The organism is Parcubacteria group bacterium, from assembly GCA_016186325.1.
Classification (GTDB): Bacteria; Patescibacteriota; Minisyncoccia; order UBA10092; family UBA10092; genus JACPHB01.
Window position 1 is genome coordinate 35,099 of the sequence record JACPLW010000004.1, and the last position, 23,759, is coordinate 58,857.

General features: G+C 40.3%; 23 protein-coding genes and 2 tRNA genes. 18 read left to right on the plus strand and 7 right to left on the minus strand.

The genetic code is table 11. The features are described from left to right. Positions 1-147 precede the first annotated feature (147 nt). The 5 genes from HYW79_01570 to HYW79_01590 all read left to right on the plus strand — a co-directional run bounded on the left by HYW79_01570 (position 148) and on the right by HYW79_01590 (position 3,800). Entirely contained in the window at positions 148-768 is a 621-nt protein-coding gene (locus tag HYW79_01570; protein MBI2635214.1) for a LemA family protein, read from the plus strand. Then, entirely contained in the window at positions 769-1,677 is a 909-nt protein-coding gene (locus HYW79_01575) for a M48 family metallopeptidase (protein ID MBI2635215.1), read from the plus strand. Positions 1,678-1,688: 11 nt separating this feature from the next. Beyond that, the gene (locus tag HYW79_01580) at positions 1,689-2,237 is read left to right on the plus strand and encodes a PH domain-containing protein (protein MBI2635216.1); all 549 of its coding nucleotides are present in this window, start codon (positions 1,689-1,691) and stop codon (positions 2,235-2,237) included. Positions 2,238-2,242: 5 nt separating this feature from the next. Continuing rightward, positions 2,243-2,327 (plus strand) — tRNA-Ser (locus HYW79_01585). Positions 2,328-2,537: 210 nt separating this feature from the next. Then, positions 2,538-3,800, plus strand: coding sequence for a glycosyltransferase (locus tag HYW79_01590; GenBank protein ID MBI2635217.1), 1,263 nt, complete (start codon positions 2,538-2,540; stop codon positions 3,798-3,800). Between the two features lie 243 nt (positions 3,801-4,043). Here the strand turns inward: HYW79_01590 and HYW79_01595 are convergent, their stop codons facing one another. From HYW79_01595 to HYW79_01605, 3 genes are read right to left on the minus strand one after another with little or no spacing between them, the layout of a single operon-like run. Continuing rightward, positions 4,044-4,988: a calcium/sodium antiporter gene (locus HYW79_01595; protein ID MBI2635218.1), complete on the minus strand. Its 945-nt coding sequence runs from the start codon at positions 4,986-4,988 to the stop codon at positions 4,044-4,046. A 20-nt stretch (positions 4,989-5,008) separates the two neighbouring features. Continuing rightward, on the minus strand, positions 5,009-6,010 hold the full coding sequence (locus HYW79_01600) for a hypothetical protein (protein MBI2635219.1): 1,002 nt from the start codon (positions 6,008-6,010) through the stop codon (positions 5,009-5,011). Further along, positions 6,011-8,629, minus strand: a complete 2,619-nt coding sequence (locus HYW79_01605; GenBank protein ID MBI2635220.1) for an HAD-IC family P-type ATPase — start codon at positions 8,627-8,629, stop codon at positions 6,011-6,013. Positions 8,630-8,752: 123 nt separating this feature from the next. Here HYW79_01605 and HYW79_01610 point away from each other — a divergent pair, with 123 nt between their 5' ends. The 9 genes from HYW79_01610 to HYW79_01650 all read left to right on the plus strand — a co-directional run bounded on the left by HYW79_01610 (position 8,753) and on the right by HYW79_01650 (position 13,989). Continuing rightward, positions 8,753-10,351, plus strand: coding sequence for a hypothetical protein (locus HYW79_01610; GenBank protein MBI2635221.1), 1,599 nt, complete (start codon positions 8,753-8,755; stop codon positions 10,349-10,351). A 98-nt stretch (positions 10,352-10,449) separates the two neighbouring features. Further along, a complete protein-coding gene (locus HYW79_01615) occupies positions 10,450-10,668 on the plus strand; it encodes a type II toxin-antitoxin system HicB family antitoxin (GenBank protein ID MBI2635222.1) in 219 nt (72 codons plus the stop codon). After that, positions 10,661-10,879, plus strand: a complete 219-nt coding sequence (locus tag HYW79_01620; protein ID MBI2635223.1) for a type II toxin-antitoxin system HicA family toxin — start codon at positions 10,661-10,663, stop codon at positions 10,877-10,879. Before HYW79_01615 ends, HYW79_01620 begins: the two co-directional genes overlap by 8 nt. A 14-nt stretch (positions 10,880-10,893) precedes the next feature. Then, positions 10,894-10,979, plus strand: a tRNA-Ser gene (locus tag HYW79_01625). 229 nt (positions 10,980-11,208) lie between these two features. Beyond that, positions 11,209-12,120, plus strand: a complete 912-nt coding sequence (locus HYW79_01630; protein MBI2635224.1) for a hypothetical protein — start codon at positions 11,209-11,211, stop codon at positions 12,118-12,120. Between the two features lie 2 nt (positions 12,121-12,122). Continuing rightward, positions 12,123-12,461, plus strand: coding sequence for a hypothetical protein (locus tag HYW79_01635; protein ID MBI2635225.1), 339 nt, complete (start codon positions 12,123-12,125; stop codon positions 12,459-12,461). Between the two features lie 28 nt (positions 12,462-12,489). After that, positions 12,490-12,987 (plus strand): hypothetical protein, encoded by a 498-nt coding sequence (locus HYW79_01640; protein ID MBI2635226.1) that lies wholly within the window; start codon positions 12,490-12,492, stop codon positions 12,985-12,987. A gap of 35 nt (positions 12,988-13,022) precedes the next feature. Then, the gene (locus HYW79_01645) at positions 13,023-13,511 is read left to right on the plus strand and encodes a hypothetical protein (protein MBI2635227.1); all 489 of its coding nucleotides are present in this window, start codon (positions 13,023-13,025) and stop codon (positions 13,509-13,511) included. A gap of 7 nt (positions 13,512-13,518) precedes the next feature. After that, positions 13,519-13,989, plus strand: coding sequence for a hypothetical protein (locus HYW79_01650; GenBank protein ID MBI2635228.1), 471 nt, complete (start codon positions 13,519-13,521; stop codon positions 13,987-13,989). Here HYW79_01650 and HYW79_01655 read toward each other — a convergent pair. Beyond that, a complete protein-coding gene (locus HYW79_01655) occupies positions 13,986-14,633 on the minus strand; it encodes a uracil-DNA glycosylase (protein ID MBI2635229.1) in 648 nt (215 codons plus the stop codon). The two genes, HYW79_01650 and HYW79_01655, sit on opposite strands and share 4 nt — an antisense overlap. A gap of 54 nt (positions 14,634-14,687) precedes the next feature. Further along, positions 14,688-15,092: a hypothetical protein gene (locus tag HYW79_01660; protein MBI2635230.1), complete on the minus strand. Its 405-nt coding sequence runs from the start codon at positions 15,090-15,092 to the stop codon at positions 14,688-14,690. Positions 15,093-15,247: 155 nt separating this feature from the next. Here HYW79_01660 and HYW79_01665 point away from each other — a divergent pair, with 155 nt between their 5' ends. From HYW79_01665 to HYW79_01680, 4 genes are all read left to right on the plus strand, one after another. Then, positions 15,248-15,796 (plus strand): hypothetical protein, encoded by a 549-nt coding sequence (locus HYW79_01665; protein ID MBI2635231.1) that lies wholly within the window; start codon positions 15,248-15,250, stop codon positions 15,794-15,796. Positions 15,797-16,231: 435 nt separating this feature from the next. After that, a complete protein-coding gene (gene uvrB, locus HYW79_01670) occupies positions 16,232-18,082 on the plus strand; it encodes an excinuclease ABC subunit UvrB (protein ID MBI2635232.1) in 1,851 nt (616 codons plus the stop codon). Between the two features lie 47 nt (positions 18,083-18,129). Further along, complete coding sequence (gene uvrA, locus HYW79_01675; protein ID MBI2635233.1) at positions 18,130-20,643, plus strand: excinuclease ABC subunit UvrA; 2,514 nt, start codon at positions 18,130-18,132, stop codon at positions 20,641-20,643. Further along, entirely contained in the window at positions 20,636-21,940 is a 1,305-nt protein-coding gene (locus HYW79_01680) for a GIY-YIG nuclease family protein (GenBank protein ID MBI2635234.1), read from the plus strand. Before uvrA ends, HYW79_01680 begins: the two co-directional genes overlap by 8 nt. Here HYW79_01680 and HYW79_01685 read toward each other — a convergent pair. Together HYW79_01685 and HYW79_01690 are read right to left on the minus strand one after the other, a co-directional pair. Next, positions 21,915-23,219 (minus strand): DUF3326 domain-containing protein, encoded by a 1,305-nt coding sequence (locus HYW79_01685; protein MBI2635235.1) that lies wholly within the window; start codon positions 23,217-23,219, stop codon positions 21,915-21,917. The two genes, HYW79_01680 and HYW79_01685, sit on opposite strands and share 26 nt — an antisense overlap. Continuing rightward, a complete protein-coding gene (locus HYW79_01690) occupies positions 23,216-23,587 on the minus strand; it encodes an S-adenosylmethionine decarboxylase (GenBank protein ID MBI2635236.1) in 372 nt (123 codons plus the stop codon). Before HYW79_01690 ends, HYW79_01685 begins: the two co-directional genes overlap by 4 nt. Positions 23,588-23,759 lie beyond the last annotated feature (172 nt).

Sequence of the window (23,759 nt, forward strand, 5' to 3'; positions counted from 1 at the left end):
AATTAAAATTTTTTTAAAAAATTAACTGGTTTAACATGATTGTTGTAAATTAAGTCTTTTTATGATAAAATGCATCAAAGGATAAATTAATAATTCCGACGTAAAGTCGGAACTCCGATCGAAGCGTCGGAGTTAAACAATACACTTATGTTTTGGAATATTATTTGGGGTTTTGTTATCATAGCGCTTATTTTAAGCGGCCTACTTAATGCGATTAATTGGCAGATAAATATCTGGCTGATTGTCGCTGTATTTATTATTTGGCTGATTACTTTGTATAACTCTCTGATTATGATGAGAAACCGGGTTCGCGAGGCATGGTCGGATATAGAGGTCCAATTAAAAAGACGATATGATTTAATCCCGAATTTAGTTGAGACGGTAAAAGGTTATATGGCTCATGAGAGCGGGGTTTTTGAAAAAGTAACCGAGGCGCGAACAAGAGCCATGGGGGCAGGTACGAAAGAAGAAAAACTTGGCGCCGAAAATATTTTATCGGGCACTTTGAAAACTCTTTTCGCGGTTTCGGAAAATTATCCCGATCTTAAAGCCAACGCTAATTTTTTGGATTTACAGCGTGAACTGGCTGATACAGAAAATAAAATCCAAGCGGCGCGCCGATTCTATAACGGTAACGTAATGGATTACAACACTAAAATTGAAGTTTTACCGACAAATTTAATTGCGAAGGCGTTCAACTTCAAAAAAGAAGAGTTTTTTGGCATCGAAAATGAATCGGAACGACAACCGGTCAATGTAAAATTTTAAATGGCGACTATTTATAATCATAGAGACTCCAATATCAGAAAGACCTGGTTGCTGGTAACACTATTTTTAGTTGTCGTTATTGGAATTGGATGGGGGTTTGCCCAAATTTACGGTAATCCCGGCATTCTTTATGTCGCGGTCATTTTCAGCATCTTGATGAATATCGCGGCTTATTGGTGGTCTGATAAAATTGTTCTTAAAATGGCCGGTGCCAAGCCGGTTACAAGAGAGAACGCGCGCGAGCTTTACAACATTGTTGAAAACTTGTCTATTACCGCGGGCTTGCCGGTTCCCAAAATCTACATCATTCCCGAAAGACAGCCAAATGCTTTTGCGACCGGAAGGAATCCGAAGCACGCAGTCGTGGCCGTAACCGAAGGATTATTGGAGCGGCTGGATAGGAGCGAGCTTGAGGGTGTATTGGCCCACGAGCTTTCGCATATCGGAAATTACGATATGCTTTTGTCTACGGCGGTCGTAGTTTTAGTCGGTTTTATTTCCATTCTTTCCGATATGTTTTTACGTTCAATGTTTTGGGGCGGAAGAGGCCGTGACGATAGAGGCAGCGGGCAGGCGCAAGCAATTATTATGATTGCCGGGGCCGCAGCTGCGGTCTTAGCGCCAATTGCCGCGACTTTGATGCATCTTGCAATTTCCCGAAAACGCGAGTTTTTAGCGGACGCTTCGGGCGCTCTTTTAACGCGATACCCCGAAGGACTAGCGAATGCGCTTCTAAAAATTTCTAAAGACCCATCGCCTTTACGGAAAGCTTCAAATACCACTGCCCATCTTTGGTTTGAAGATCCGTTTGATAAACCCGGCAAAAAAACATTATGGCTTCACAAATTGTTTATGAGCCACCCGCCGGTAGAGGATAGGTTAAGGGCATTAAGGAATTTAAAAGTATAGCTTGAAATTTTATGCAGAGAGTTTCTAAAAAAGCAGTCTGGATGTGGTTTGCCGAGTTTTTAGCAAAACCGATTGCTTTAGCGATTTTGGTTTTTTGGTTTATTTCCGGCGCCGCCTTTTTATATCTATCGCCCCAATCTCCGTTAGAGAATAAATTTCTATTGGGACAGGATTTAGATAAAATCTATAAAATCGGAGTGATTTTTGATAAATGGCTTTTTTTGGGCTTTTCTGTTGGTTTAGTATTCTTGATTCTTTCAGCCGTCAGCAATGCTTTTTATAAATATTGGTCTATAAGTTATGAACCGGAGGAGTTGGCCCTTAAAATTGTAAAAGGTGTTTATAAAAAAGAAGAGACGTTTATTCCATATAAGAATGTAGAAAGCATTGACATTAGAGTCGGTTCGGCCGAAAGATTTTTTGGGCTTTCAAGTTTATTGATTTTTACTTCCGGGGTCGGCGATAAAAATAACCCTGGATTGGCGGAAGGATATATAGAAGGATTAAATTACAACAACGCGGTAGTGCTTAAAAATAAACTTTTGGAAAAGATTAAATAAGGAATGGAGGGTTCGCATAGTGGTCTAGTGCGCCTGCTTGGAAAGCAGGTTTACCGCAAGGTATCACAGGTTCGAATCCTGTACCCTCCGCAGTGTTGAGCATCGGTTCAAGAGACTGATACTTTCAGAACTTAATGGAGATTTAAATAAAATTTATTAAAAATTATCATATTTTATGATATATCATAAAAAAGTGGTATTTTAGATTTCAAAATATAAAAATGTCAATCAGGATAATTTTAGACCCGTGCGGGTCTTTTTGTTTGGTATTATGAAGCATATGATATATAATAGTATTATATGCCGACACTTTTAGAATTTCGAAATTTTAATCGGATAAATACAAAAGATTATGAACAGTTCGATTCTAAACTGCGCGCTAAATTAATTAGCGCGGCAAAAAAAAGCAAAAATAAAAAAGTGTTACATATCAACGCCACGCCTTTTGGAGGGGGCGTAGCCGAAATGTTGCGATCCCAGATTCCTTTTGAAAGAATGCTGGGCATAAAGTCGCATTGGCTTACAATAAAGGCGCCGATTAAATTTTTCCGAATAACTAAAAAAATTCATAATTTTATTCAGGGCAAATCCGATACGCTAACAGAAAAAGAAAAATCTTTGTATATTTCGGTAAATCGGGAGCTCCAAAAATCACTGGCGTATTTTATAGAAAAATATAAGCCGACTTCAATAGTAATTCACGACCCCCAGCCGCTGCCTCTGGTAAATTTTATCCCAAAACAAATCCATAAAATTCTACGGTTACATATAGATCTCTCAACACCTAACCCCGCGATATTGGAATTTTTAAAGCAATTTATAGTTTCATACGATAAGATTGTTTTAAGCAATAAGATATACCGTTTGGCGATGCCATGGCTAAAACTATCCAAAATCGCTGTAATAATGCCCGCTATTGACCCACTATCAGTTAAAAACCGGTCAATGAACTCGGAAACTGCGCGACTTATTATAAACGAATTCGGCATAAACCACACCAAGCCATTAATTACCCAAGTCTCCAGATTTGACCCTTGGAAAGACCCGCTTGGTGTGATCAAAGCGTATTACTTGGCAAAAAACAAAATACCGGATATTCAGTTGGCAATGGCAGGATTTTTTTTCGCCCAAGATGATCCGGAAGCAAAAGAAATTTTTAAAATAGTTAAGAAAAATGATAGGGGCGATCGTGATATTTTCTTGTTTTCTAATCCCAAAAAGCTTCTGGGCATTTCAAATGACACTTTAATAAACGCACTTTACACAGCAAGCGATCTGGTGATTCAAAAAAGCATTCGTGAAGGTTTTGGCCTCACAATGACCGAAGCCATGTGGAAGGGCAGGGCGGTTGTTGCCGGTAAAACTACCGGAGCACTGGTTCAAATTAAAGACGGAAAAAATGGAATTTTGGTAAATTCGTCAGAAGAAGCGGCCGAGGCCATAGTCCGATTGATGAAAAACGAAAAATCGCGGGAAAAATTGGGGAAAGCGGCCCATCAATCGGTTAAACGCCGATTTCTATTGCCTCACTACGTATTGAACAACATAAAATTATATAATTAAAAATCTCTTGTTTAAAAACAAGAGATTTTTAATTATCTGTGATCATAAGGTTAGGCGGTAGCTTCCTCTTTTTCTTCAGTCATTTCAACATTACATGTAGGACAGTTCCCTGGCTGGTCTGAAGTATGACCACATTTGGGGCATTTATAAGCCATGGTTTTTTGCTGATTATATTTTTAAAATTGGCGTGACGACTTGCGACTATTGCCGTCCATAAAAGCATAAACGATAATGCAACCTTGGTCAAGCCGCAGTAATGTAGAGGTAGAGAATATAAATTGCATAAAGAAAAAACAAAGTAAGTCCCTGCCATCTTTTTAACACATATAACTTGCCGATAAACATAAAACTGTAAAGCAATATGGAGGCCAAAAATGTCATGGCGATATCTATTGAGAATCCTGGAGATATAAAAACAGGGCGTATTATTGCTGCTACGCCAAGAATCATAAGAAAATCAAAAATGTTTGAACCTATGATGTTGCCTATGGCAATACCCGGGCGGCCGCGATACGCCGCAGTAAAGGTAACTGCAAGTTCCGGTAGCGAGGTGCCGATTCCGATAATAGTGAGTCCGATGAGCGATTCGCCGACACCGAACGCCTGCGCCATTACCATTGCGCCATCAATAACCCACTTTCCGCCCAAAACCGTTCCCGCGATACCTGCGAGTATGAGACCTAGCGCCAACGGAAACGCAACAATTCTGGCCGGTTTTTCATCTTCGGCAGCATGATTCGTTTTTTTAATTATTACAAAAAGCCACCAAAGAAAAAGGCCGATTAGAGCGCCTCCTTCAAATCGCGAAATCTCGCCTTTACCGAGAAAAAACGCAAAAAAAGCCGCTGTCGCAATCGCGGTCATGTTCCACCTAAGGTCGCGCTTGACCCATTCCTGTTTGAAAGGGAGTGTAAAGGCAAGCGCGGTGATGCCAAGAATAAAAAGGATATTAAACGTATTGCTTCCAATAATGGTTCCAAGACCGATATTGCCCGCGCCGGTAATATGATCAACTAAGGTAATCGCGAACTCGGGAATTGAAGTCCCGATGCCGACTATAACAAGTCCAATAACAAAACTTGGAACACTGAAAAATTTCGCGATAGATGAAGCGCCGTTCACTAAAAAGTTTGCCCCTTTAATGAGGATATAAAATCCGATGAAAAAGAGAAAAATGGTAAAAGCCATGTTAAATGAGTTTCTTTACTTCAACTTAAATTTGCCCGCTTTACAAAAAATCGTTCCATAAGCTGGCTTACGACAATCGCTACGCTAAGAATAATAAGATATATTAAAAGCAGAGACGAAAATTCAATCGGCAATTTGCGAAGCACTCCCAAGATAAAAGCGGAATACCAAGAAACTATAGAAATCGCTCCAAGCGCAAAAGCAATTTTTCGCTCATGATGAAGTTCGCCGGGCTGGTGTTCGTGTTTTTCTCCAAAGGAAATTTTAACCAATTTTGGAGCAATCAGAAGATTTAAGAACGCCCCATTCACAATAATAACGGCGATCGCAATCATCTTCACTAAAAACTTGGCCGATTGATTTAATTCTTGGGCTTCCGGCAAATAAAGCCCAAGGCCGGTAAGAATTAGAAGCGCGAGCGCAAACCATATTACCTGTGAGAGTGTGCGCATCACATCGGCTTCCCACTCGGATATTCGAAAATCCTTTAAGAATTTAAAAAAGAAGATATCGGTAATCGTAGCGCCGCCAAGTCCAAGCGCAACCCCCAAGATATGCCCAACGACAATGAGTTCGTGATAGCGGCCAAGAAGAACAATAAACGAAAATTTGGAAACCGAAAGCGCGATCGCAAAAATAATAGCGCAGAGCCCGGCGGACATAAGGCACCAGGTGCACCATTGCTTGAGCGCGAATGCCTGGATAAAAGTAAGGTAGAGCGTAAATAAAAAAGCCGCGGTGGTGAGCGCAAGAATGCCAAATACTATAAGCGGCAAAGCAAGCGCCGGAATCACCAAAAACAACACATAACTCGTCATTACCAACCCGTAGTACAAAAGGCCTAAAATTTCAACGGGAATTCCAAAAAAACGAGAATACTCGCTGTAGATTACCGCGTCGCAGTCGGAATTAAGCGGACAAGTCATTTTTTCGTGCGAACCCTTTTTGTGGCGAATATAAAAAGCAAGAAGAAACCCTCCAAAAGCCGCGAAAATTAAAATAATGTACCAGATGTTGTTCATTTAAATAAACTTAATAATTTTTTTGCGAAAAAGCCATTTGCCGAATTCAACCGCTGAAATATTGAGAAGTCCTACGCCGGCAACTCCCAATAACCAAACGGGCGGAAGCGGACTTGTGTTGAAAATTTGCTGGAGCCATGGAATATATATTGCCGCGATAATTGAGAGAAGGCCAATACTAACGCCGATTGTTAGCGGCCTATTAGAAAGAGGATTATAACTCAAAATACTTTTTCCCAAACTGCGAAGCGAAAAAGCCAAAAGAAGCGCGTAGCTCGCGAAAGAAGCAAAAATAAAAGTCCGCGTTAATTCTTCGGCGAATCCTATTTTCAGCAAAACAAGATACAAAATAAAAAGGAAGGCGCTGCTTAAAACTCCGATAATCAAAATGAAAAATTTCATTTCTCTGTCAAATAAATTTTTATGTAATTTATGAGGACGATTTCCTGGGTCATCAACGCTGTCTTCAAAAGCAAACGCGATAGCGGGAAAACTATCGGAAAAAAGATTAACAAAAAGAATTTGTAAGGCATTAATCGGCAAGGCTATTCCCAAAATTATTGCGCCCCCAATTAAGAATAACTCATCAAAAGAATTTGAAAGAAGGTAAATGATAACCTTTCGGATATTGCGTAAAATTCTTCTTCCTTCTTTGATGGCGGCTACAATCGTTTCAAAATTATCGTCTAAAATAATAAGATCGGCCGCGCTTTTAGCCACATCGGTGCCCGAACCGACGGCAACGCCAATGTCGGCCGTGTGAAGCGCCGGCGCGTCGTTTATGCCATCGCCGGTTACGGCGACTACCTCTCCTCTTTCTTGGTAGAGTTTGGCAATCATTACTTTTTGTTCCGGAGTTACGCGAGCGTATAAAGTCGCTTCGCGAGAACGCGCCTCAAGCTCTTCTTTGGTAAGATGCATAAGGTCGTCGCCCGTAAGCACCGCTCCTTTACCGTCAACCAAACCAAGCTCTCGCGCGACTGCTTCAGCCGTTCCGCGATGGTCTCCGGTTACAATAATGGTTTTAACGCCCGCCGCGGCAATTTCGTTAACGGCTTGAGATACGTGAGGACGTAACGGATCGCGAAAAGTTATTAAGCCGTCAAAGTTGAGGCCATTAAAATTTTTTTGGCGTAAAACATTCTCATGACCTTCGCTGACGAGCCGAGACGCTACTCCCAACACGCGTTCCCCGGCAAAAGCTCTTTTTTCAATTTCTGTAATCATCTTTTCCTGTTCTTTTTGCGTGAGAACAGTAAGGCGTAAAATAATTTCCGGAGCTCCGAAAAGAGCAAGATGAGTCACAGAATCAGTTTTAAAAACCGCCGCGGAAAATTTATGCTTTGAGTCAAACGGCAAGCGGTCTAAAATTTTTGTTTGTTCTAAAACTTTAGTCAGTAACACGCCGTTTAAAGCGGCGCCCTTAACTAAGGAAACCTCAAGCGCCCGGCCCGACATTATCCATTTTTCGGAAACATCTTGGGGATTTTCTATAACCACGTCGGTATTAACCAACGCATAACTAAGAAGGTCTTTTTTATCTTCCGTATCGTTATCATTATTTTTATAAGGCATTATTCCGGTAAGCTCCATTTTGGCTTGGGTGAGCGTACCTGTTTTATCAGTAAGAATAATACTTGTTGACCCAAGCGTCTCAACAGCTAAAAGCTTTTTTACAATTCCATTGCGAGCCGCAAGGCGTTGTACCCCAATAGCCATAATTACGGTAAGCGCTATCGGCAATCCTTCCGGTATTGCCGAAACCGCCACGGCAACGGAAATTATAAACATGTCGTGGATACCTTTACCGAAATAAAGACCGAGGCCGAAAAGCAACAACGTGAAAATTAAAAGCGCGACTCCGACATATGCCGAAAAATATACAACAGAGCGTTGAAGGGGAGTTGATTTTCGGTCTTTTTCCGCGACTAATCCGGCGATCTTGCCAAATTCGGTTTCACTTCCCGTAGCGGTGACTACGGCATCGGCGAAACCAGACATTACCAAGGTGCCGCTGAATATCATTGATTTTCTTTCACCGAGCACCATCGCCGGAGGCAGTGGAGAAACGTTTTTTTCCACCGGCAAAGATTCTCCCGTAAGAATTGATTCGTCTATTTCCAGGTTATTTACAAATAAAAGACGCGCGTCGACAGGAATGCGATCGCCCTGCGTAACGCGAATAATATCGCCCGGCACTAGCTCGGAAGCATCAATCCCGCGCTCCTGGCCGCCGCGGCGCACGCGAGCGCGAACGCGGATATACGTTTTAAGAAGTTCCAGGATAGTTTCAGATTTATTTTCTTGCCAAAAGCCAAAAATTACGTTCACCATAACGGCGGCAAGAATCACGCCCGTCTCTATCCATTCGCCAAGAAAAACGGTAACGATGCCGGCTAAAAGCAAGATTGCAACCAACAAACTTCGAAATTGGCGTAAGGCAATTTCTATTTTTGACAGCCGGCGGCGTTCTTTTATAACATTCGGACCGAATATTTTTAAGCGCGCCGCGACTTCTTCACTACTCAAACCGGAAAGATTGGTTTTTAGCGCGCTAAAAATCTCGCTCTCATCCATAGACCAAAAAGGCTCTTTTATCGATTCTCGGTTAATTGCCATATATTTTTAGGATACTATATTTCTGTCTGCCATGCCACACAATTTATTTTTTTGACTCGCTGGTTTGAAAGTGGTAACCTCTTAGAAAGTTAGATAATAGTTCTTTACAAAAAATGGGGAAAAATGACAATCCGGGAACGTCTGGCTAAGATTAGGTTTTTTAAGGTAACTCCCGATCTATCCGGCCTAAAGTATACTGAACTGCAGGCGCTTTCACATTGCGTACAAGCGGCTCGGGTTACAACCGATATTTACTTAGAGCAAGTGGCTCATGGGAATCTTGAAATGTATAGGGCGCTTCAAGCGCGCAGTGACGAGGAAGGCATTGACTTGCTCCGGTATTTCAATCTCCAAGGTTCTCCGTGGGACGAATACGATCATAGTAAGCCTTTTGTTTCGGGAGTTGGAGAGAGGCCCAAGTTTGGTTCTTTTTATCCGATCGGTTTTACGAAAGAGGAATGGGACGCCTGGATTAGTGCGCATCCCGGAGATCGTGAACAATTTGAGAGCAACTATACTGTAATTCGTCGAGCCCCAGTTTATTCTATGCCTTCAATGACTCAAGTTGGATTGATTGCGGCGCCCTATTCAGAAGAATACACCATCTACTTAAATTTAATGGCAGAAGAGTTGCGAGTGGCGGCGGAATGGTTGCCAACAAATAGCGACCTTGGTTCGTTCTTACGAATGCGTGCTAAAGCTTTTAAATCAAACGACTATTTTGATAGCGATATGGCTTGGGTGGATACCGACGGAAATCCGTTTGAAGTAACCATTGGGCCATACGAGGTATATTTTGACGGTTTACTTGGCTTGAAAGCTTCTTTTGAGGCATTTGTCGCCATACCAGATAAGGAAGCTACTGCTGCGTTAAAGAAATTCACTCCGCTTGTTCCCGATTTCGACGCAATGTTAAGCAAAGAGTTTAATTTCAGCCCAAAGGGTTCTGCTATTCCGCTCGAAGTTGTTTCAGATGTTATACGCGGAGGCGAAGCTGCTTTTGGATATATGTTTGTTGCTTATAATTTGCCAAACGATCGCAGGGTCCATGACTTAAAGGGTTCTAAGAAGGTGTTCTCGCGAACCATGATGCAGGCGAAGTTTGACACGCTAGCGTTGCCGATTGCCGAAAGAATATTATCAAGCAAAGATTTTGAGCATTTCAAATTTGACAACCGATTGTTATTTGTCCTCGGACATGAACTGGCTCACGGCCTTGGTCCGAGCAAGGTGAAAGTCGGAGATCGAGAAATTCCGTTTGAAACCGCATTGCGGGATTTACATTCCTGCCTTGAGGAAGCAAAGGCGGATATGTTGGGCATCCGATTACTGGATTATTTCCGTGAACGCGGTCATTTAGATGATCAAACATTGTTTGGCGCCGTAGTAACGGAAGTAGTGGCATATATGCAAGGATGGGTACATGGATTTACCGAAGCACATTCGCGCGGCAGCCTCATAGAATACAACTGGTTACGCTATCACAATACGATGCGTTACGACTCGGTAAATAAAGTTTTTGACATTGATCCAGAACGCACGCTTGAAGCTATGAAACTCTTAAGCACCGAATTTTTGAGATTGCAGATAGCGGGCGACTATGATAAAGCAAAAGCATTTATGGAACACTGGGGTACGATTCCTTCCGAACTTCCTCCGATTATTGAAAGTTTATCCGATCTTCCTACCGCTGTTTCCCCGATTTACGAATTGCATCTGTAATAAATTAAATATAACAATTTGAGGACCCGAATACGGGTCTTTTTTTTGATGCGAACTTATTGACTAGCTTCATTTGCTTTGATAATATTATTTATAATATGACTAAATTAAATTTAAAAAATATCGTCTGGAAAGAAGGAAAACATTATGTGGCCCAATGTCTTAACGTTGATATTTCCAGTTTTGGCAAGACTAGAAAAGAGGCTCTAAAAAATTTAGACGAGGCGCTTGAACTTTATTTTGAAGATATTAAAACTCCGCGCATTACCAAGGTGGAAAGACCGGAGGTGGTCGAGCTTTCGCTCATCCATGCCTAAATTATATTCTTCCGATCACATCATAAAAGTTCTTCAGCATAAGAACTTTGTTTATATCTCACAAAAAGGCAGTCATACAAAGTTTCGTAAAATTGGCAAATCAACTCTCACCGTTATTGTTCCAGCCGGCAGAAAGGAAATTCCTGTCGGCACTTTTCGATCAATTTTGCGGCAAGCTCATATATCCGAAAAAGATTTTATATCTAAATAAGTTTTTAAAAATAAGGAGGGGTCGGATAGCGGTTTATTCCACCGCACTTGAAATGCGGCGTCCCGCAAGGGACACGTGGGTTCGAATCCCACCCCCTCCGCAGACGATTTTCGCTATCGAGAACCGACTCACTGATGACGTTAGTGAGACCAGGACGCTCGATGCGAAATAAAATAATACAGCAGATGTTCTCAGCTGTTTTATTTTTATCAGTAATTACTTTTTCTCTATCGCGAAAACCAAAATTCGTTCGAGCTATACTCAATTCAATATATCCCTAACTCTGGACTCTTGTTGAAGCAATTGATATATTAAAAGTAATGAGGTTTGTGCCTAAAAAAATTGCAATATTGATTGCGGGGCTGGTGTTTACTGCCGGACTTGCGGCGAGTTTTGTCGTTCCCGCCTTTGCCGGTGACCCGGTTGGCGGGCTTGATATAACCATTGAGCAGATTCCCGGAGGGCGGGTTTCCGGCAAAAATTATAATTCTTCATTGTCAAATAAATCAGCGGGGCTAATAAGGATGGAGATTGGCAATATTCTTTTGCGTTATGGCGTTGGCGGCGCGGACATCAACAAAGTAACAGACGCGCTTGAAGGCAAGGGTGTTTACGAAGCTGAACTCAAATCATTTCTAATCGCGATCGGAGTCAATGAAAAAGGCGTTCAGGAAGTCATTGCCAAACTTGAAGAACTTCATAGACCGCCCACATCGCTAAAAGAACTGGACACTAGCGAAAACGCGAAAGTGCTTCGTGATAATTTCCGAGAAAATGTAAGAACACTGTTTAAAGGCGATGGAACTCCGGTGCGCCGCATTGCCCTCGCTCACGGCAGAGGACTGCGCATGCTCAATCGTTTTCGCTCGGCAACGGCCCGGTTTGACCATATTTTAGGCCGGTTGGAATCGCGGATTGAAAAAATGAGAATTGAATTTGAAGTTGAAGGTGAAGATTGCGAGGTAAAGAGTATATTCCACACGTCGGATGATAATGGTGGCATTGAGATAGCCACCCTTAAGGCAAAAAATATGCAGGTCGAAAACGAGGCAAAGATAGAAGAACTTAAAGCAAAATACGAATCATTGCTTCTCGGTGAAAACGCGGGAGGAATCGCAAAAGAAGCCCGCGCCATAGCAGAAGAGCTTAAAGCAGATATAGAAAACCTCCGCGCCATAATTATTGAGATATATACGCAAGCTGATGATTATAATAGCTGCAGATCAAATACCAGCATATAATCATGACTACAGGCAAAAACAAACTTATCATTGCAATCATTGTTCTCGTTGTTATCGCGGGAGGAGTATTATTTTTCTTGAATCGCGGCCCATCGTATCAAAAAGAATTCGTTACGATTGAGCAGGATTTGACTCCGATTGAACTCACCCCGGAGGAAAAGCAGGCGCTTCAAGCCGAAGGACTCGTTATGCCGTCCGGAGAAGACGCGGCCGCGAAAAAATTGCAAACCGTGCGAACTTCCGACGAGCTCGGAGCCATTGAGGCCGACCTCAACGAAACAAATCTTTTAGGACTTGATGCAGAACTTAACGCAATCGATAACGACCTTCAAGGATTGTAGTTATTAGTAAACTAACCTGCGTTCTTGTATGGATATCCAAATCGAACATCTAAAACTAGATCTTTTGGATGAACAAACATTTGCGGCTACACAAAACAAAAGACCTCAAGATTGGGATGATACATTTGCGAGAGATTTATATACGAAGCTCGCCAACAAGAAAGTGTTTTTAACAAACCTTGCTCGATCCACTCAACCAGACGCTAGACCTCTTTCAAATTCTATATTTACGGCATGTGCTCCCCTGATGGAAGAAGAAATAGATTTCATCAAGCCCAAAGTGGTAATCACTTTTGGAAATCAAGTCAGTTCTGCTTTACTAAAAAGACCGATAAAGGTCTCGGAATCAAGGAGAAGGTCTTTTGAGCTTAAAACAAAAGATGGTAATTATACGGCGTATGCATCCTACTATCCTGTAGGTATGGGCATGATGAACATGGGTAAAGCTGTCGAAGATGTTAAATGGATTCTTTCAAAACACACTACCAATGATTTTTTAAATATTTTGTGCTATAATTCTAATTAGAAATATTAATAACTAAGAATAAAGGAGAATAATTTATGAACGGTAACATTAAAGTTAAAAAGGTCAGTCCGAAAGACGTTTTCCTTCATCTTTTGGCAATTTTAACCCTTTATGGCAGTGCTACGGCTTTTTTGGTGCTCATATTCCAATACGTTAACATATATTTTCCGGATCCGATCAGTTCTGATTATTACTATCTTAGTTCGGCGCGCAGCGCCATTCGCTGGTCAATAGCTTCTCTTGCGGTCATTTTTCCGGTTTACATTCTGACTTCCTGGTTTTTGAATAAAAATTATCTGATGGAACCGGAAAAAAGAAACTTGCGCATCAGGAAATGGCTCATATATTTCACTATTTTTGCCGCTTCTTTAATAATTATCGGCGATTTGGTAACTCTGATCTACAATTTATTGGGCGGCGAGCTGACGGTGCGATTTCTGCTTAAAGTACTGGCAGTTTTCTTTGTTTCCGGCGCGGTTTTTTTCTATTATTTTTGGGACTTGAAAAAATACAAAGTTGAATAAAATAAATATGAAATACTTTATATATACAATTATTGCGATAGTTGCCGTGGCGGTCGTCGCCGGTTTCTTTGTCGTTGGTTTTCCAAAAGAAGAGAGAATGAGAAAGTTTGACGATAGAAAGGTTTCTGATTTGCAGCTTATTCAGGGGCAGATAATATATTATTGGCAAAGCAAAGAAAAGCTTCCGGTTAAGCTGGAAGATATTAAAGACTCTATCAGCGGTTTTAATCCGCCGAACGATCCGGAGACTGGTTCAAGTTACGGTTATGAAGTCAAAGGCGAATTGGAATTTAAACTTTGTGCCAATTTCAATTTACCTACTTTAAAAAGTGAAACTTCGTATATTAAACGCCCAACTTATCCGGTGCCGGATTATTATATGCCTTCCGTCAGTTCTAATTGGGAGCATGACTCTGGTTACGTTTGTTTTGAAAGAAAGGTGGATAAAGACCTCTATAAAGCCCTGAAATTAAATTAGAATGAAATTTTTATTAAGACCTGAAAATCTTTTTTGAGGATTTCTTTGTTGGTGCCGTAAACGGCGACTGCGGGGTGGTAAAGGGGGATTATTTTAACCCACGCACCAGACCCGCTATCGCGTGACGGTGCGGGGCTTCGCCTTGCTTCGTTTTCCCATAGCGCCGAAACAGTAAATATTTTTCCGTGGATTTGGCTGATAGATTTTAATTCGGATTCCAGTCCGAATCTTTTCATTATATAGGCCATGGAAAAGCGGCCAAGCGTGGCGATTACTTCCGGTTTTATTATTTCAATTTGCCGGTCTAAAAACGGCGCGTAAAATTCTATCTCGTTTGGCAAAGGGTCGCGGTTCATTGGCGGCCTATCCTTGACGATGTTGGTTATATAAACTTCTTTTCTATCAATGCCAATTGAAGCTAAAAGCTCGTCTAAAACTCTTCCCGACGCACCGCAAAAAGGCCGGCCGGTTTCCGCTTCATTTTTTCCCGGTGCCTCGCCGATAAACATTATTTTTGCATTATGACTGCCTTCGCCGATAACCGGGAAATATTTATTTTTAATCCGGTATTCGTAAAGCGGCGAATTCTTAGCATCAACAACACTATCTTTTATTTTTTTCATTAGTTCCGTCCGGCTTTCCATATTTATATAGTAATTATACTCGTTAAAACCTATTTATAAAAAATGCCAAACAGTTTATGCTTGGCTGAAAACTTTCGGAAATTCTTCTTTAGCAGCTTCAATAACAGAATGGAGATATTGCTTAATTACTTTGTCTAATTTCTCAAATTGTTCCAGCCATAGCTTTTCCGTATCTTTTGGCAAGCAATATCTGTCATATTTAGGGCTATTTGTCTGCACTACTCCAATCCAGCACAATACGCTAAGACACTGCGAAAGTTCTGGCGATTTTGGATATGGGCCATCCCAGTCAAACCAAAGTGTTTCTAAGAAATCTGGTTTTCCCGGAACTTTCTGTGATCTTTTTAATCGATAAAACAGGTGATGCCACGCTTCTTGTTTGTGAAGCATCAAATCAATATTGTTTTTCTGCAGTAAAAGAACTAAATAATTTACAAAATCCCCAAATGATATTTCCATTTAGTCCTCCGTTTTTCTGTAATGTGCAATGCCCGATATCTTATCGGTAGATTACTATCTGGTAAAGAATAAGTCAATTGACACGATTTATAAATTTGTGTTAATTTACAGCCACTTAGATTTTTGTTCTTTTTATATGTAGTCGGAGGCTCAAAATGAGCGACGCTTTGTCTGATATTGCAAGAGATGAAGAGCGTAGCGCGCGTTTCGGTTTTTTCTTGGATAAAGTCATAGAATACGTTAAAAATCCCAGTCAAGATACCTTGAAAATTGCTGTCGGTGCAGTAGAAGCAGTTGATAATGTTGGGCGCGGATATTTTGGAGGACCAACCAATTTGGGTAATAATATGGAAAATCATTTGAATGGACTCGTTTCTGAAGATAAAACGATTAAAGAAACGGAATGGGCCAAACTTCTCGCTCTGTCAATTAAGAGTCAACAATTTCAAAAATTAAAAGCGTTGTCTCCTTTTGCAGACAAACTCGTTGTTTTTGTTGATTACGGAATGGGCTTCGTTTATATTATGGGTCTTGAATTTTTTAAAGATTTAATTGCTAAATCAATAAAAAGTCAAGGCATGAAAACTTATGATTGTGATGATTATTTGATTATCATGCCACCTATTGAAATTAAACCGGAAGAAATTAAAGCAATTTGGCTCCGATGCGGTATTTTTGGAATTAATGGGCCTAGAAAACCTTAAGAGAGGAGAAACGCTATGCCGCTTCTAAATGATGAACAGCAGAGAGATATGAGAAATAGGCCTCCGAGGAAATGCTATGAATGTGGAGAAAATTTATTTCAAAACTATTGCAAACAATGTGATGAATATTACGATGAAGGCCATAAATCGGATTGTTCGCGATTAACCGACTCGTCTTTTAGAAATAATCACTCTGGCCACAGAACATACTAAAATTTTTTAGTATGTTTTTTTATTGACCCCGTTAGAAGTAAGACGCCGACGGCGTCTGACGACTTGTCGACTTCTAACGGGGTTGACTTTTTTGTTAAATCAGATTAAAATACAAAGCAATTAAATAAATTACTTACCCCCAGTATTTCAAAACGGGGGCGTTTAGCTATTGAAGTCCGACTTCAAGAATTTCCCCGAAGTCGGACTTCAGATGCTGACTTTATGAAATTTAAACTCATCTCAAAATTTAAACCAACTGGCGATCAGCCCAAGGCGATTAAGACCTTAATTGAAGGCATAAAAAATGGAAACCGTTACCAGACGCTTTTAGGCGTTACCGGAAGCGGCAAGACTTTTATTATGGCTAACGTAATTGAAAAAATTGGGAAACCGGCTTTGGTTATCGCGCCTAATAAAACTTTAGCGGCCCAGCTTTACGTCGAATACAAAAATTTTTTTCCGAAAAACAAAGTTTGCTATTTTGTTTCTTATTATGATTACTACCAGCCGGAGGCCTATATTCCCGTGACCGATACATATATAGATAAGGAAGCGATGATAAATGATGAAATAGACCGACTGCGCCACTTTGCAACCAGCGCCCTTATGACGCGGCGCGATGTGGTTATAGTCGCTTCGGTTTCCTGTATTTATAATCTCGGCGTTCCCGAAACTTATTTTGGTTCAACTTTAAATCTTCAAATCGACCAGCCCATTACCAGAGGCGATTTAATAAGGCACTTGGTAAGGATGAATTTTGAAAGAAATAATTTGGCCCTAAAACGGGGAACATTCAGAGTGCGCGGCGATATTTTTGAAATTATGCCGGCCTCCGAAGAAATTATTTATCGTATTGAACTAAAAAACCAACTCGTTTCTTCCATAGCCATACAGGATATTTTTAATAAAGAAGGAAGAAATTTTTTGCCCCAAAGAGAAATTATTATTTTCCCACCCAAGCATTTTATTTCAACAGAGCCGGAAAGAGAGCGGGCGGCTAAAGATATAAAAACGGAATTAAGAGAACGTCTCGGTTATTTCAATAAAACCGGGCTTCTACTCGAAGCCGAAAGGCTTGAAAGGCGAACTAAATATGATTTGGAAATGATGAAAGAGCTCGGTTATTGCCACGGCATTGAAAACTATTCAAGGGCTTTATCGGGAAAATTGCCCGGTGAAGCGCCCTCAACGCTTCTTGAATATTTCGGCAAACCCAACAGCTTTTTAACTATTATCGATGAATCGCATATCGCCGTTCCCCAGATTAGGGGAATGTACGAAGGCGACCAGAGCCGGAAAAAAATTCTGGTTCAACACGGCTTTAGATTGCCGTCGGCTCTTGATAACCGCCCATTAAATTTTGATGAATTTGAAAAAAGAACCGGGCAAGTGGTGTTTACTTCGGCAACGCCCGGCCACTTTGAAATTAAAAATTCAAAAGAAGTGGTAGAAGCAATTATCAGGCCTACGGGGTTAGTTGATCCCGAAGTAGAAATCAGGCCGGTTTTTAATAAAGTAAAAAAATCCGGCCAAATTGATGATTTAATAAAAGAAATAGAAAAGAGAGTAATTTTGAAAGAAAGGGTTTTAGCTCTGACTTTAACGAAGAAAATGGCAGAAGAATTGACAGATTTTTTGGTCGCCAAAAAAGTTAAGGCCCAGTATCTTCACAGCGACGTTAAAATTCTTGAACGGGCTAAAATTCTGACAAGTTTCAGAAAAGGCGATTTTGATGTCTTAGTCGGCATTAACCTTTTACGCGAAGGCTTGGACTTGCCGGAAGTTTCTTTAGTTGCGATTTTAGATGCCGACAAGGAGGGATTTTTGCGTTCCGATGTTTCACTCATTCAAACAATGGGCCGGGCGGCTCGCAATATTAACGGCAAAGTAATTTTATATGCCGACCGTTTAACCGGTTCACTTAATGAAGCAATAAGGCAGACTAATTACCGTCGGAACATTCAGCTGGATTACAATAAAAAACACAACATAATCCCAAAGGGCATCATCAAAAGCGTCGAAGACATGTTGTTGTCAGAAGAACCACCAATTATTGATGTCCGACATCGATAGTTTTGGGGATAAAGTGTGGATAAGTTGAAGAAATAAAAATAAATAAAATGAATGATAAAATAATAATAAAGGGCGCCAAGGTTCATAATCTTAAAAATGTTGACCTTGAACTGCCAAAAAACAAATTAATAGTTTTTACGGGGGTTTCGGGAAGCGGCAAGTCGTCTTTAGCTTTTGACACGATTTTTGCCGAAGGCCAGAGGCGATATGTGGAATCGCTTTCTCCTTACGCCAGACAATTTTTGGGGCAGATGGATCCGCCCGATGTAGAAGAAATTTCCGGACTTTCGCCGGCAATTGCCATTGATCAAAAAGGGCATTCGCATAATCCGCGCTCAACGGTGGCAACACTTACTGAAATTTACGATTATATGCGGGTTTTGTTCGCTCGTCTCGGGAAGCCATTTTGCCCAAATTGCGGCGGAGAAATTAAAAAACTTTCTTCCCAGGAAATGATTGATACCATTATTGAATCGGCAGGCAAAAAACCCATTATCATACTGGCGCCTGTTGTTCGCGGTCGAAAGGGGGAATATTACCAGCTACTTTATGATTTTCTTTCAGACGGTTTTTCTGAAGTAAGGGTTGACGGCAAAATTCATTCGCTTCATGAACGGATAAATTTATCCCGCTATAAAATACACAATATTGATTTGGTTGTTGATAAGGTTTTACCAAATGATGTTTCCCGCGTTGCCGAAGCGGTTGATATGACTCTTGAATATGGAGAAGGGCTGGTTTGTGCTATTTTTGATGGAGGCAAACCCTTCGACAAAGTTCAGGGTAAAGAAATTCTTTTATCTTCAAAATGGTCTTGTCCTAAAGACGAATTTTCGTTTCAGGAAATAGAACCGAGACTTTTTTCTTTCAACAGTCCTTATGGCGCTTGCGAAAATTGCCACGGTCTCGGTCGTGAATTTATATACAGCGAAGAACCTTGTTCGGTTTGCAATGGTAAACGGCTTAAAAAAGAATCACTAGCGGTAAAAATCAGAAATAAAAATATAGCCGAAACGGCGGATTTAACTATTGATAAGGCCTATGAATTTTTCGTTGAGCTTGAGGATAAGTTGAAAGCAAGTGAAAAAGAAATTGCGAAATCGGTTTTAAAAGAAATTATTTCACGGCTCGGGTTTTTGCTTGAAGTGGGCCTTGATTACATTGCTTTAAGCCGCGAGGCCGGAAGTTTATCGGGTGGTGAATCTCAGAGAATCCGCCTCGCTTCGCAAATAGGTTCAAAACTTTCCGGGACATTATATGTTTTGGATGAGCCGACTATCGGACTTCATGAAAGAGACAACGAGCGGCTTTTAAAAACCCTAAAAGATTTAAGAGACATGGGCAATACCGTTATTGTTGTGGAACATGACGAAAGAACAATTCATGATTCAGATTATTTTGTTGATTTGGGGCCGGGGCCTGGCCGTCATGGCGGCGAAGTTGTTGTAGCCGGTGAAACCAATGCCTTGCTTAAGAAAAACTCCAAAGCTGATTCCCTGACTTTGAAATATCTTAAAGGTGAGGAAAAAATTGAAGTTCCGGAATTAAGGAGAACGAGCTCGCACGAAAAAATAAAAATCATCGGTGCAACGGCGAATAACTTGAAAAATATAAACGTTGATATTCCATTAAGACGTCTCATTTGCATTACTGGTGTGTCAGGAAGTGGAAAATCAACGTTGGTTTTTGACATATTAAAGAAAGGGACAAGAAGAGGGATTGATCACGTAAGCAAAGAAACGGAGGGCGTGGCTAAAGTTTTAGGGTTTGAATATCTTGATAGCGTGATTGAAGTTGACCAGTCGCCGATTGGCAGGACTCCGCGCTCAAATCCGGCGACTTACACCGGAGTTTTTTCTCCTATCCGCGATTTGTTCGCTTCACTTCCGGAAGCAAAAGAAAGGGGATATGGAATTTCACGGTTTTCATTTAATCGTCCGGGCGGCAGATGCGAGGCCTGTGAAGGCGCTGGCCACAAATTGATTGAAATGCATTTTTTGCCGCCGGTTTTAGTTACTTGCGATGTTTGCCGCGGTAAAAGATTCAACAACGAAACTCTTGAGGTAAAATACAAAAACAAAAGTATTTCCGGCGTTTTAGATATGACCGTTGAAGAAGCGTTAAAAATTTTTGAGGATATTTATATGATTGCCGATAAACTTAAAGTTTTAAACCAAGTGGGTTTGGGATATATTAAACTCGGGCAATCGGCGACAACGCTTTCTGGGGGCGAAGCGCAGAGAATTAAATTGGCTAAGCATTTAGCGAGACCTATGAATCGACGGTCGCTTTTCTTGCTTGACGAACCAACAACCGGACTTCACTTTGAAGACATTAAAATGCTTTTAAAAGTTTTGGATGAACTTATAAAAAGAGGCAACACTGTGGTAGTAATCGAACATAATTTGCATGTTATAAAATGCGCTGACTATGTTATTGATTTGGGGCCGGAAGGAGGTGATAAAGGCGGCAAACTTGTCGCTTGCGGCACGCCCGAAGAAGTTTCAAAAAACAAAAATTCTTACACCGGCCAGTATCTTAAAAAAGTTTTAAATGGGTAAAATCAAAGAAAAGTTGTTAAAAAAATCAAAAACTTTCCCTAATAATCCGGGTATTTATTGGTTTTCTAAAAAAGGAAAGAGAGTTTATGTAGGAAAAGCAGGGTCGCTAAAAAAGCGAATTTCTAGTTATTTCCGAAGCAAAGACCCGCGCATCAATATGATGGTAAACGAAGCCGATAATGTTTCTTTTAAAAAAACCAATTCTGTTCTTGAAGCGGTTATTTTGGAAGCCAACGCGATTAAAAAATACAGTCCAAAATATAACGTAAAAGATAAAGATAATCGTTCATTTGTCTACCTCATTATTTCTAAGGGCGATTATCCGAAAGTTTTTATTGCTCGCGGCAGAGAAGTTAAAAAATATATTTATCCGCACATGATTCCTCGAGGACAGATGTGCGGACAAAATAAAAAATCATTTCAAAACAAAAGTAGTTATATTTTCGGGCCGTATCAAAGTTATAAAATACTTAAAACCGCGCTAAACTTGGCAAGAAAAATATTTCCCTTCGGAACCTGCCGGCCAAATCAAGGCAAACCCTGTTTTGATTATCAAATCGGGTTGTGCCCGGGAATTTGCATCGATGCGATTTCCAAGAAAGATTATAAAAAAAACATTAAGAACCTGATTTTATTTTTCAGAGGCGAGCACAAACGTCTTTTAAAGAAATTAAAAAAAGAAAACCCTGAGAAAATTTTTGCTCTACAATACGTTAATGATGTTGCTCTAATTAGTAATTCTAATATTGAAAATTCCCGCCTGCGCCAAGGCTTTGGCGGGCAGGTAAAATTTAAAATTAAAAATTCCGCGCAGCGAATAGAGGGTTACGATATCTCTCATTTTTCGGGGAGCGAACCAGTTGGCGCAATGGTTGTTTTTGTAAACGGAGCCGCTGATAATTCGCAGTACCGTTTATTTAAAATAAAAACTACCCAAAACAAATTTGATGATTTGGCGATGCTTTCAGAAATTTTAAACCGGCGTTTTAATCACAAAGAATGGCCGATGCCGGATATTGTTTTAATTGATGGCGGAAGAAATCAAGTTGCGCGGGCCAAAAAAGTTTTGTCTGAATTAAATATTTTTGTTCCGATTGTGGGAATTGCCAAAGTTTTGGGCCATAGCGGGCGCGCTGCTATAGGCGATAAGTTATTTTTTGAAAATACAAAGCCGAGAATAAAAAAACTACTTCTTAATTCCAGAATTTTATTTCAGCAAGTAAGAAACGAAGCCCATCGGTTTGCGATTTCTTTTCAGAGACGGCGCCGTTCTAAATCTGTGTCGTATGTTCAATAGGCCTACGAACAGATTCAGGAGACACGCCGGCTTTTAAGGAGTTCATTACACCGACGGCTTCCAAATAATTATCTACTATAAAGAGTTTATTTTTTTTGAAAGGCAGGTTTTTCAGATCATTTTTCATGTTATTTTTATTTTCTCTTACGGCGATTACCGGTATGTTGTTTTCAAGACAAGCCAAAGTTGGTAATCCTATGCAGCCATCGGGAATTATAATGCAAGATATGTCTTCGAGTGTTAATCCCTTGTCAAAGGGAACTATGCGCGGCGCTCTGTGCAATCCCTTAAGAATGCAGTGGAGATATGTAACTGATGAAGTTTCCGGGGCTTTGCGCGGATCTACTATACCCAATTCCAAATTCATAACTTCTTTAGAAGTCATCATTGGTGAATGAGCACAGGGTATGTTGAGAATCTCAGCTATGCTATGTGTTAACATCGCTTCTATGCCGCCCCAGGCGTTAATCATATTGCTGTCTTTAAAATATTTTTCATGAAAGTGTTTGGGGACTCTTATAAATGTAGAAAGTGCTACCGCGTCATATTCATTTTTATATTTTTCTATTACCTGTAAAATTTTCTCAAGTGAATTGATTTCTCCTACTGCTCTTCCGGACTTTGAATAATGCGAAATACTCTCGATCATATCTTTCATTTCATGGACATCGCAATCTAATCCTAAAGTGACTCTTGCCGAAGAAACCGCATTTATCACTTCGTTGTTGAATAATCTTTCTTCGTGTTCGTCCATTAGCATCAAAAGGCGGTTTGATTTGACACTTTGCAATCCAATTTGACCGTTTAATAACCTAGTCAATATACTTCCCTCAACGTAAAGCGTATTGCCTGTCATTTCATTTATATCGGATGCGTTAACGACATTTGGATGCGTGATGAGCGTGTCGCAGGCGGAAGCTATAAGTCGTGCAACTGCGTTGCCGTCGCCGCAATGCCCGCCGATCTCTGCTCCTATCCCCGTGGGTATAATTAAAACAGCATTGAATCCGCCAGTATTTTCATGGGTTCGTTTACGGAAGTCGAATATCCCGCCTCCTTTAGGAAGTAAGTTTATTTCTTCGTTATTGTCCGGGAGTATTACGTCTAGTTCAGAGTGATATCCGTTCTGATCTGTTTTGGTAATAACAAATCTAATAACCCGATGTTGTTCGGGAAGCTGCGGGCTAATATAGAGGTTATAATATTTCTTGAGGCCGCTTAGCCCTTCTAGGCGCAATTCCTTATTGGAAATAAGTAATTCTTCCGTATAAACTTTCATTTCCGATCTACTATCTTAAAATTGACCGACCTGCCTTCAAAAAATTTTTCTGAAAATTTCATTGCCTTCTTTGCATCAAACTCTTTGCAGGAAAAAATATTAAGATAAACGCTTTTCAAAATATCAAGAGTATGAATGGTAATGTTGCTTGTCATTATAAACTGAACGGCAGACGTTCCTTTAAGATGTGGCAAGGTTTGCTGTTTTTCTTTCGGCACACCGTGGTCATCCCACCAAAATAATTCACATCTTTGCATGTCAATTAAGTTGCATACTTCTTTGAAGTACTTGCTTAGCATTTTTCTATTGAATTTTTTAGGATTGCAATTGTGCAAATCCAAGATTAGTTCTTTACCGTAATTTTTCATATTTTTAATTTCTATTTTTCTAATTAATTTAATAAAATAAAATATTTTATTTTATTAAATTTAATATAACACCGCGCGTTTAAAAAGAAAATATCTTTTTGCAAAATTTCTGTGCATAACTTTTTTGATGCAATTAATTTCATTTATTTATCCATTTGTTATATAATTAAAA

Excerpts from the sequence above, each read along its gene's own strand:
- HYW79_01570 (MBI2635214.1), top strand. The coding sequence starts at position 148 with ATGTTTTGGAATATTATTTGGGGTTTTGTTATCATAGCGCTTATTTTA.
- HYW79_01660 (MBI2635230.1), bottom strand. The coding sequence starts at position 15,092 with ATGGAAATATCATTTGGGGATTTTGTAAATTATTTAGTTCTTTTACTG.
- HYW79_01690 (MBI2635236.1), bottom strand. The coding sequence starts at position 23,587 with ATGAAAAATTACGGTAAAGAACTAATCTTGGATTTGCACAATTGCAAT.
- HYW79_01635 (MBI2635225.1), top strand. The coding sequence starts at position 12,123 with ATGACTACAGGCAAAAACAAACTTATCATTGCAATCATTGTTCTCGTT.
- uvrB (MBI2635232.1), top strand. The coding sequence starts at position 16,232 with ATGAAATTTAAACTCATCTCAAAATTTAAACCAACTGGCGATCAGCCC.
- HYW79_01655 (MBI2635229.1), bottom strand. The coding sequence starts at position 14,633 with ATGGAAAGCCGGACGGAACTAATGAAAAAAATAAAAGATAGTGTTGTT.
- HYW79_01685 (MBI2635235.1), bottom strand. The coding sequence starts at position 23,219 with ATGAAAGTTTATACGGAAGAATTACTTATTTCCAATAAGGAATTGCGC.
- HYW79_01640 (MBI2635226.1), top strand. The coding sequence starts at position 12,490 with ATGGATATCCAAATCGAACATCTAAAACTAGATCTTTTGGATGAACAA.
- HYW79_01580 (MBI2635216.1), top strand. The coding sequence starts at position 1,689 with ATGCAGAGAGTTTCTAAAAAAGCAGTCTGGATGTGGTTTGCCGAGTTT.
- uvrA (MBI2635233.1), top strand. The coding sequence starts at position 18,130 with ATGAATGATAAAATAATAATAAAGGGCGCCAAGGTTCATAATCTTAAA.
- HYW79_01650 (MBI2635228.1), top strand. The coding sequence starts at position 13,519 with ATGAAATACTTTATATATACAATTATTGCGATAGTTGCCGTGGCGGTC.
- HYW79_01665 (MBI2635231.1), top strand. The coding sequence starts at position 15,248 with ATGAGCGACGCTTTGTCTGATATTGCAAGAGATGAAGAGCGTAGCGCG.
- HYW79_01575 (MBI2635215.1), top strand. The coding sequence starts at position 769 with ATGGCGACTATTTATAATCATAGAGACTCCAATATCAGAAAGACCTGG.
- HYW79_01590 (MBI2635217.1), top strand. The coding sequence starts at position 2,538 with ATGCCGACACTTTTAGAATTTCGAAATTTTAATCGGATAAATACAAAA.
- HYW79_01605 (MBI2635220.1), bottom strand. The coding sequence starts at position 8,629 with ATGGCAATTAACCGAGAATCGATAAAAGAGCCTTTTTGGTCTATGGAT.
- HYW79_01615 (MBI2635222.1), top strand. The coding sequence starts at position 10,450 with ATGACTAAATTAAATTTAAAAAATATCGTCTGGAAAGAAGGAAAACAT.
- HYW79_01600 (MBI2635219.1), bottom strand. The coding sequence starts at position 6,010 with ATGAACAACATCTGGTACATTATTTTAATTTTCGCGGCTTTTGGAGGG.
- HYW79_01645 (MBI2635227.1), top strand. The coding sequence starts at position 13,023 with ATGAACGGTAACATTAAAGTTAAAAAGGTCAGTCCGAAAGACGTTTTC.
- HYW79_01620 (MBI2635223.1), top strand. The coding sequence starts at position 10,661 with ATGCCTAAATTATATTCTTCCGATCACATCATAAAAGTTCTTCAGCAT.
- HYW79_01610 (MBI2635221.1), top strand. The coding sequence starts at position 8,753 with ATGACAATCCGGGAACGTCTGGCTAAGATTAGGTTTTTTAAGGTAACT.
- HYW79_01595 (MBI2635218.1), bottom strand. The coding sequence starts at position 4,988 with ATGGCTTTTACCATTTTTCTCTTTTTCATCGGATTTTATATCCTCATT.
- HYW79_01680 (MBI2635234.1), top strand. The coding sequence starts at position 20,636 with ATGGGTAAAATCAAAGAAAAGTTGTTAAAAAAATCAAAAACTTTCCCT.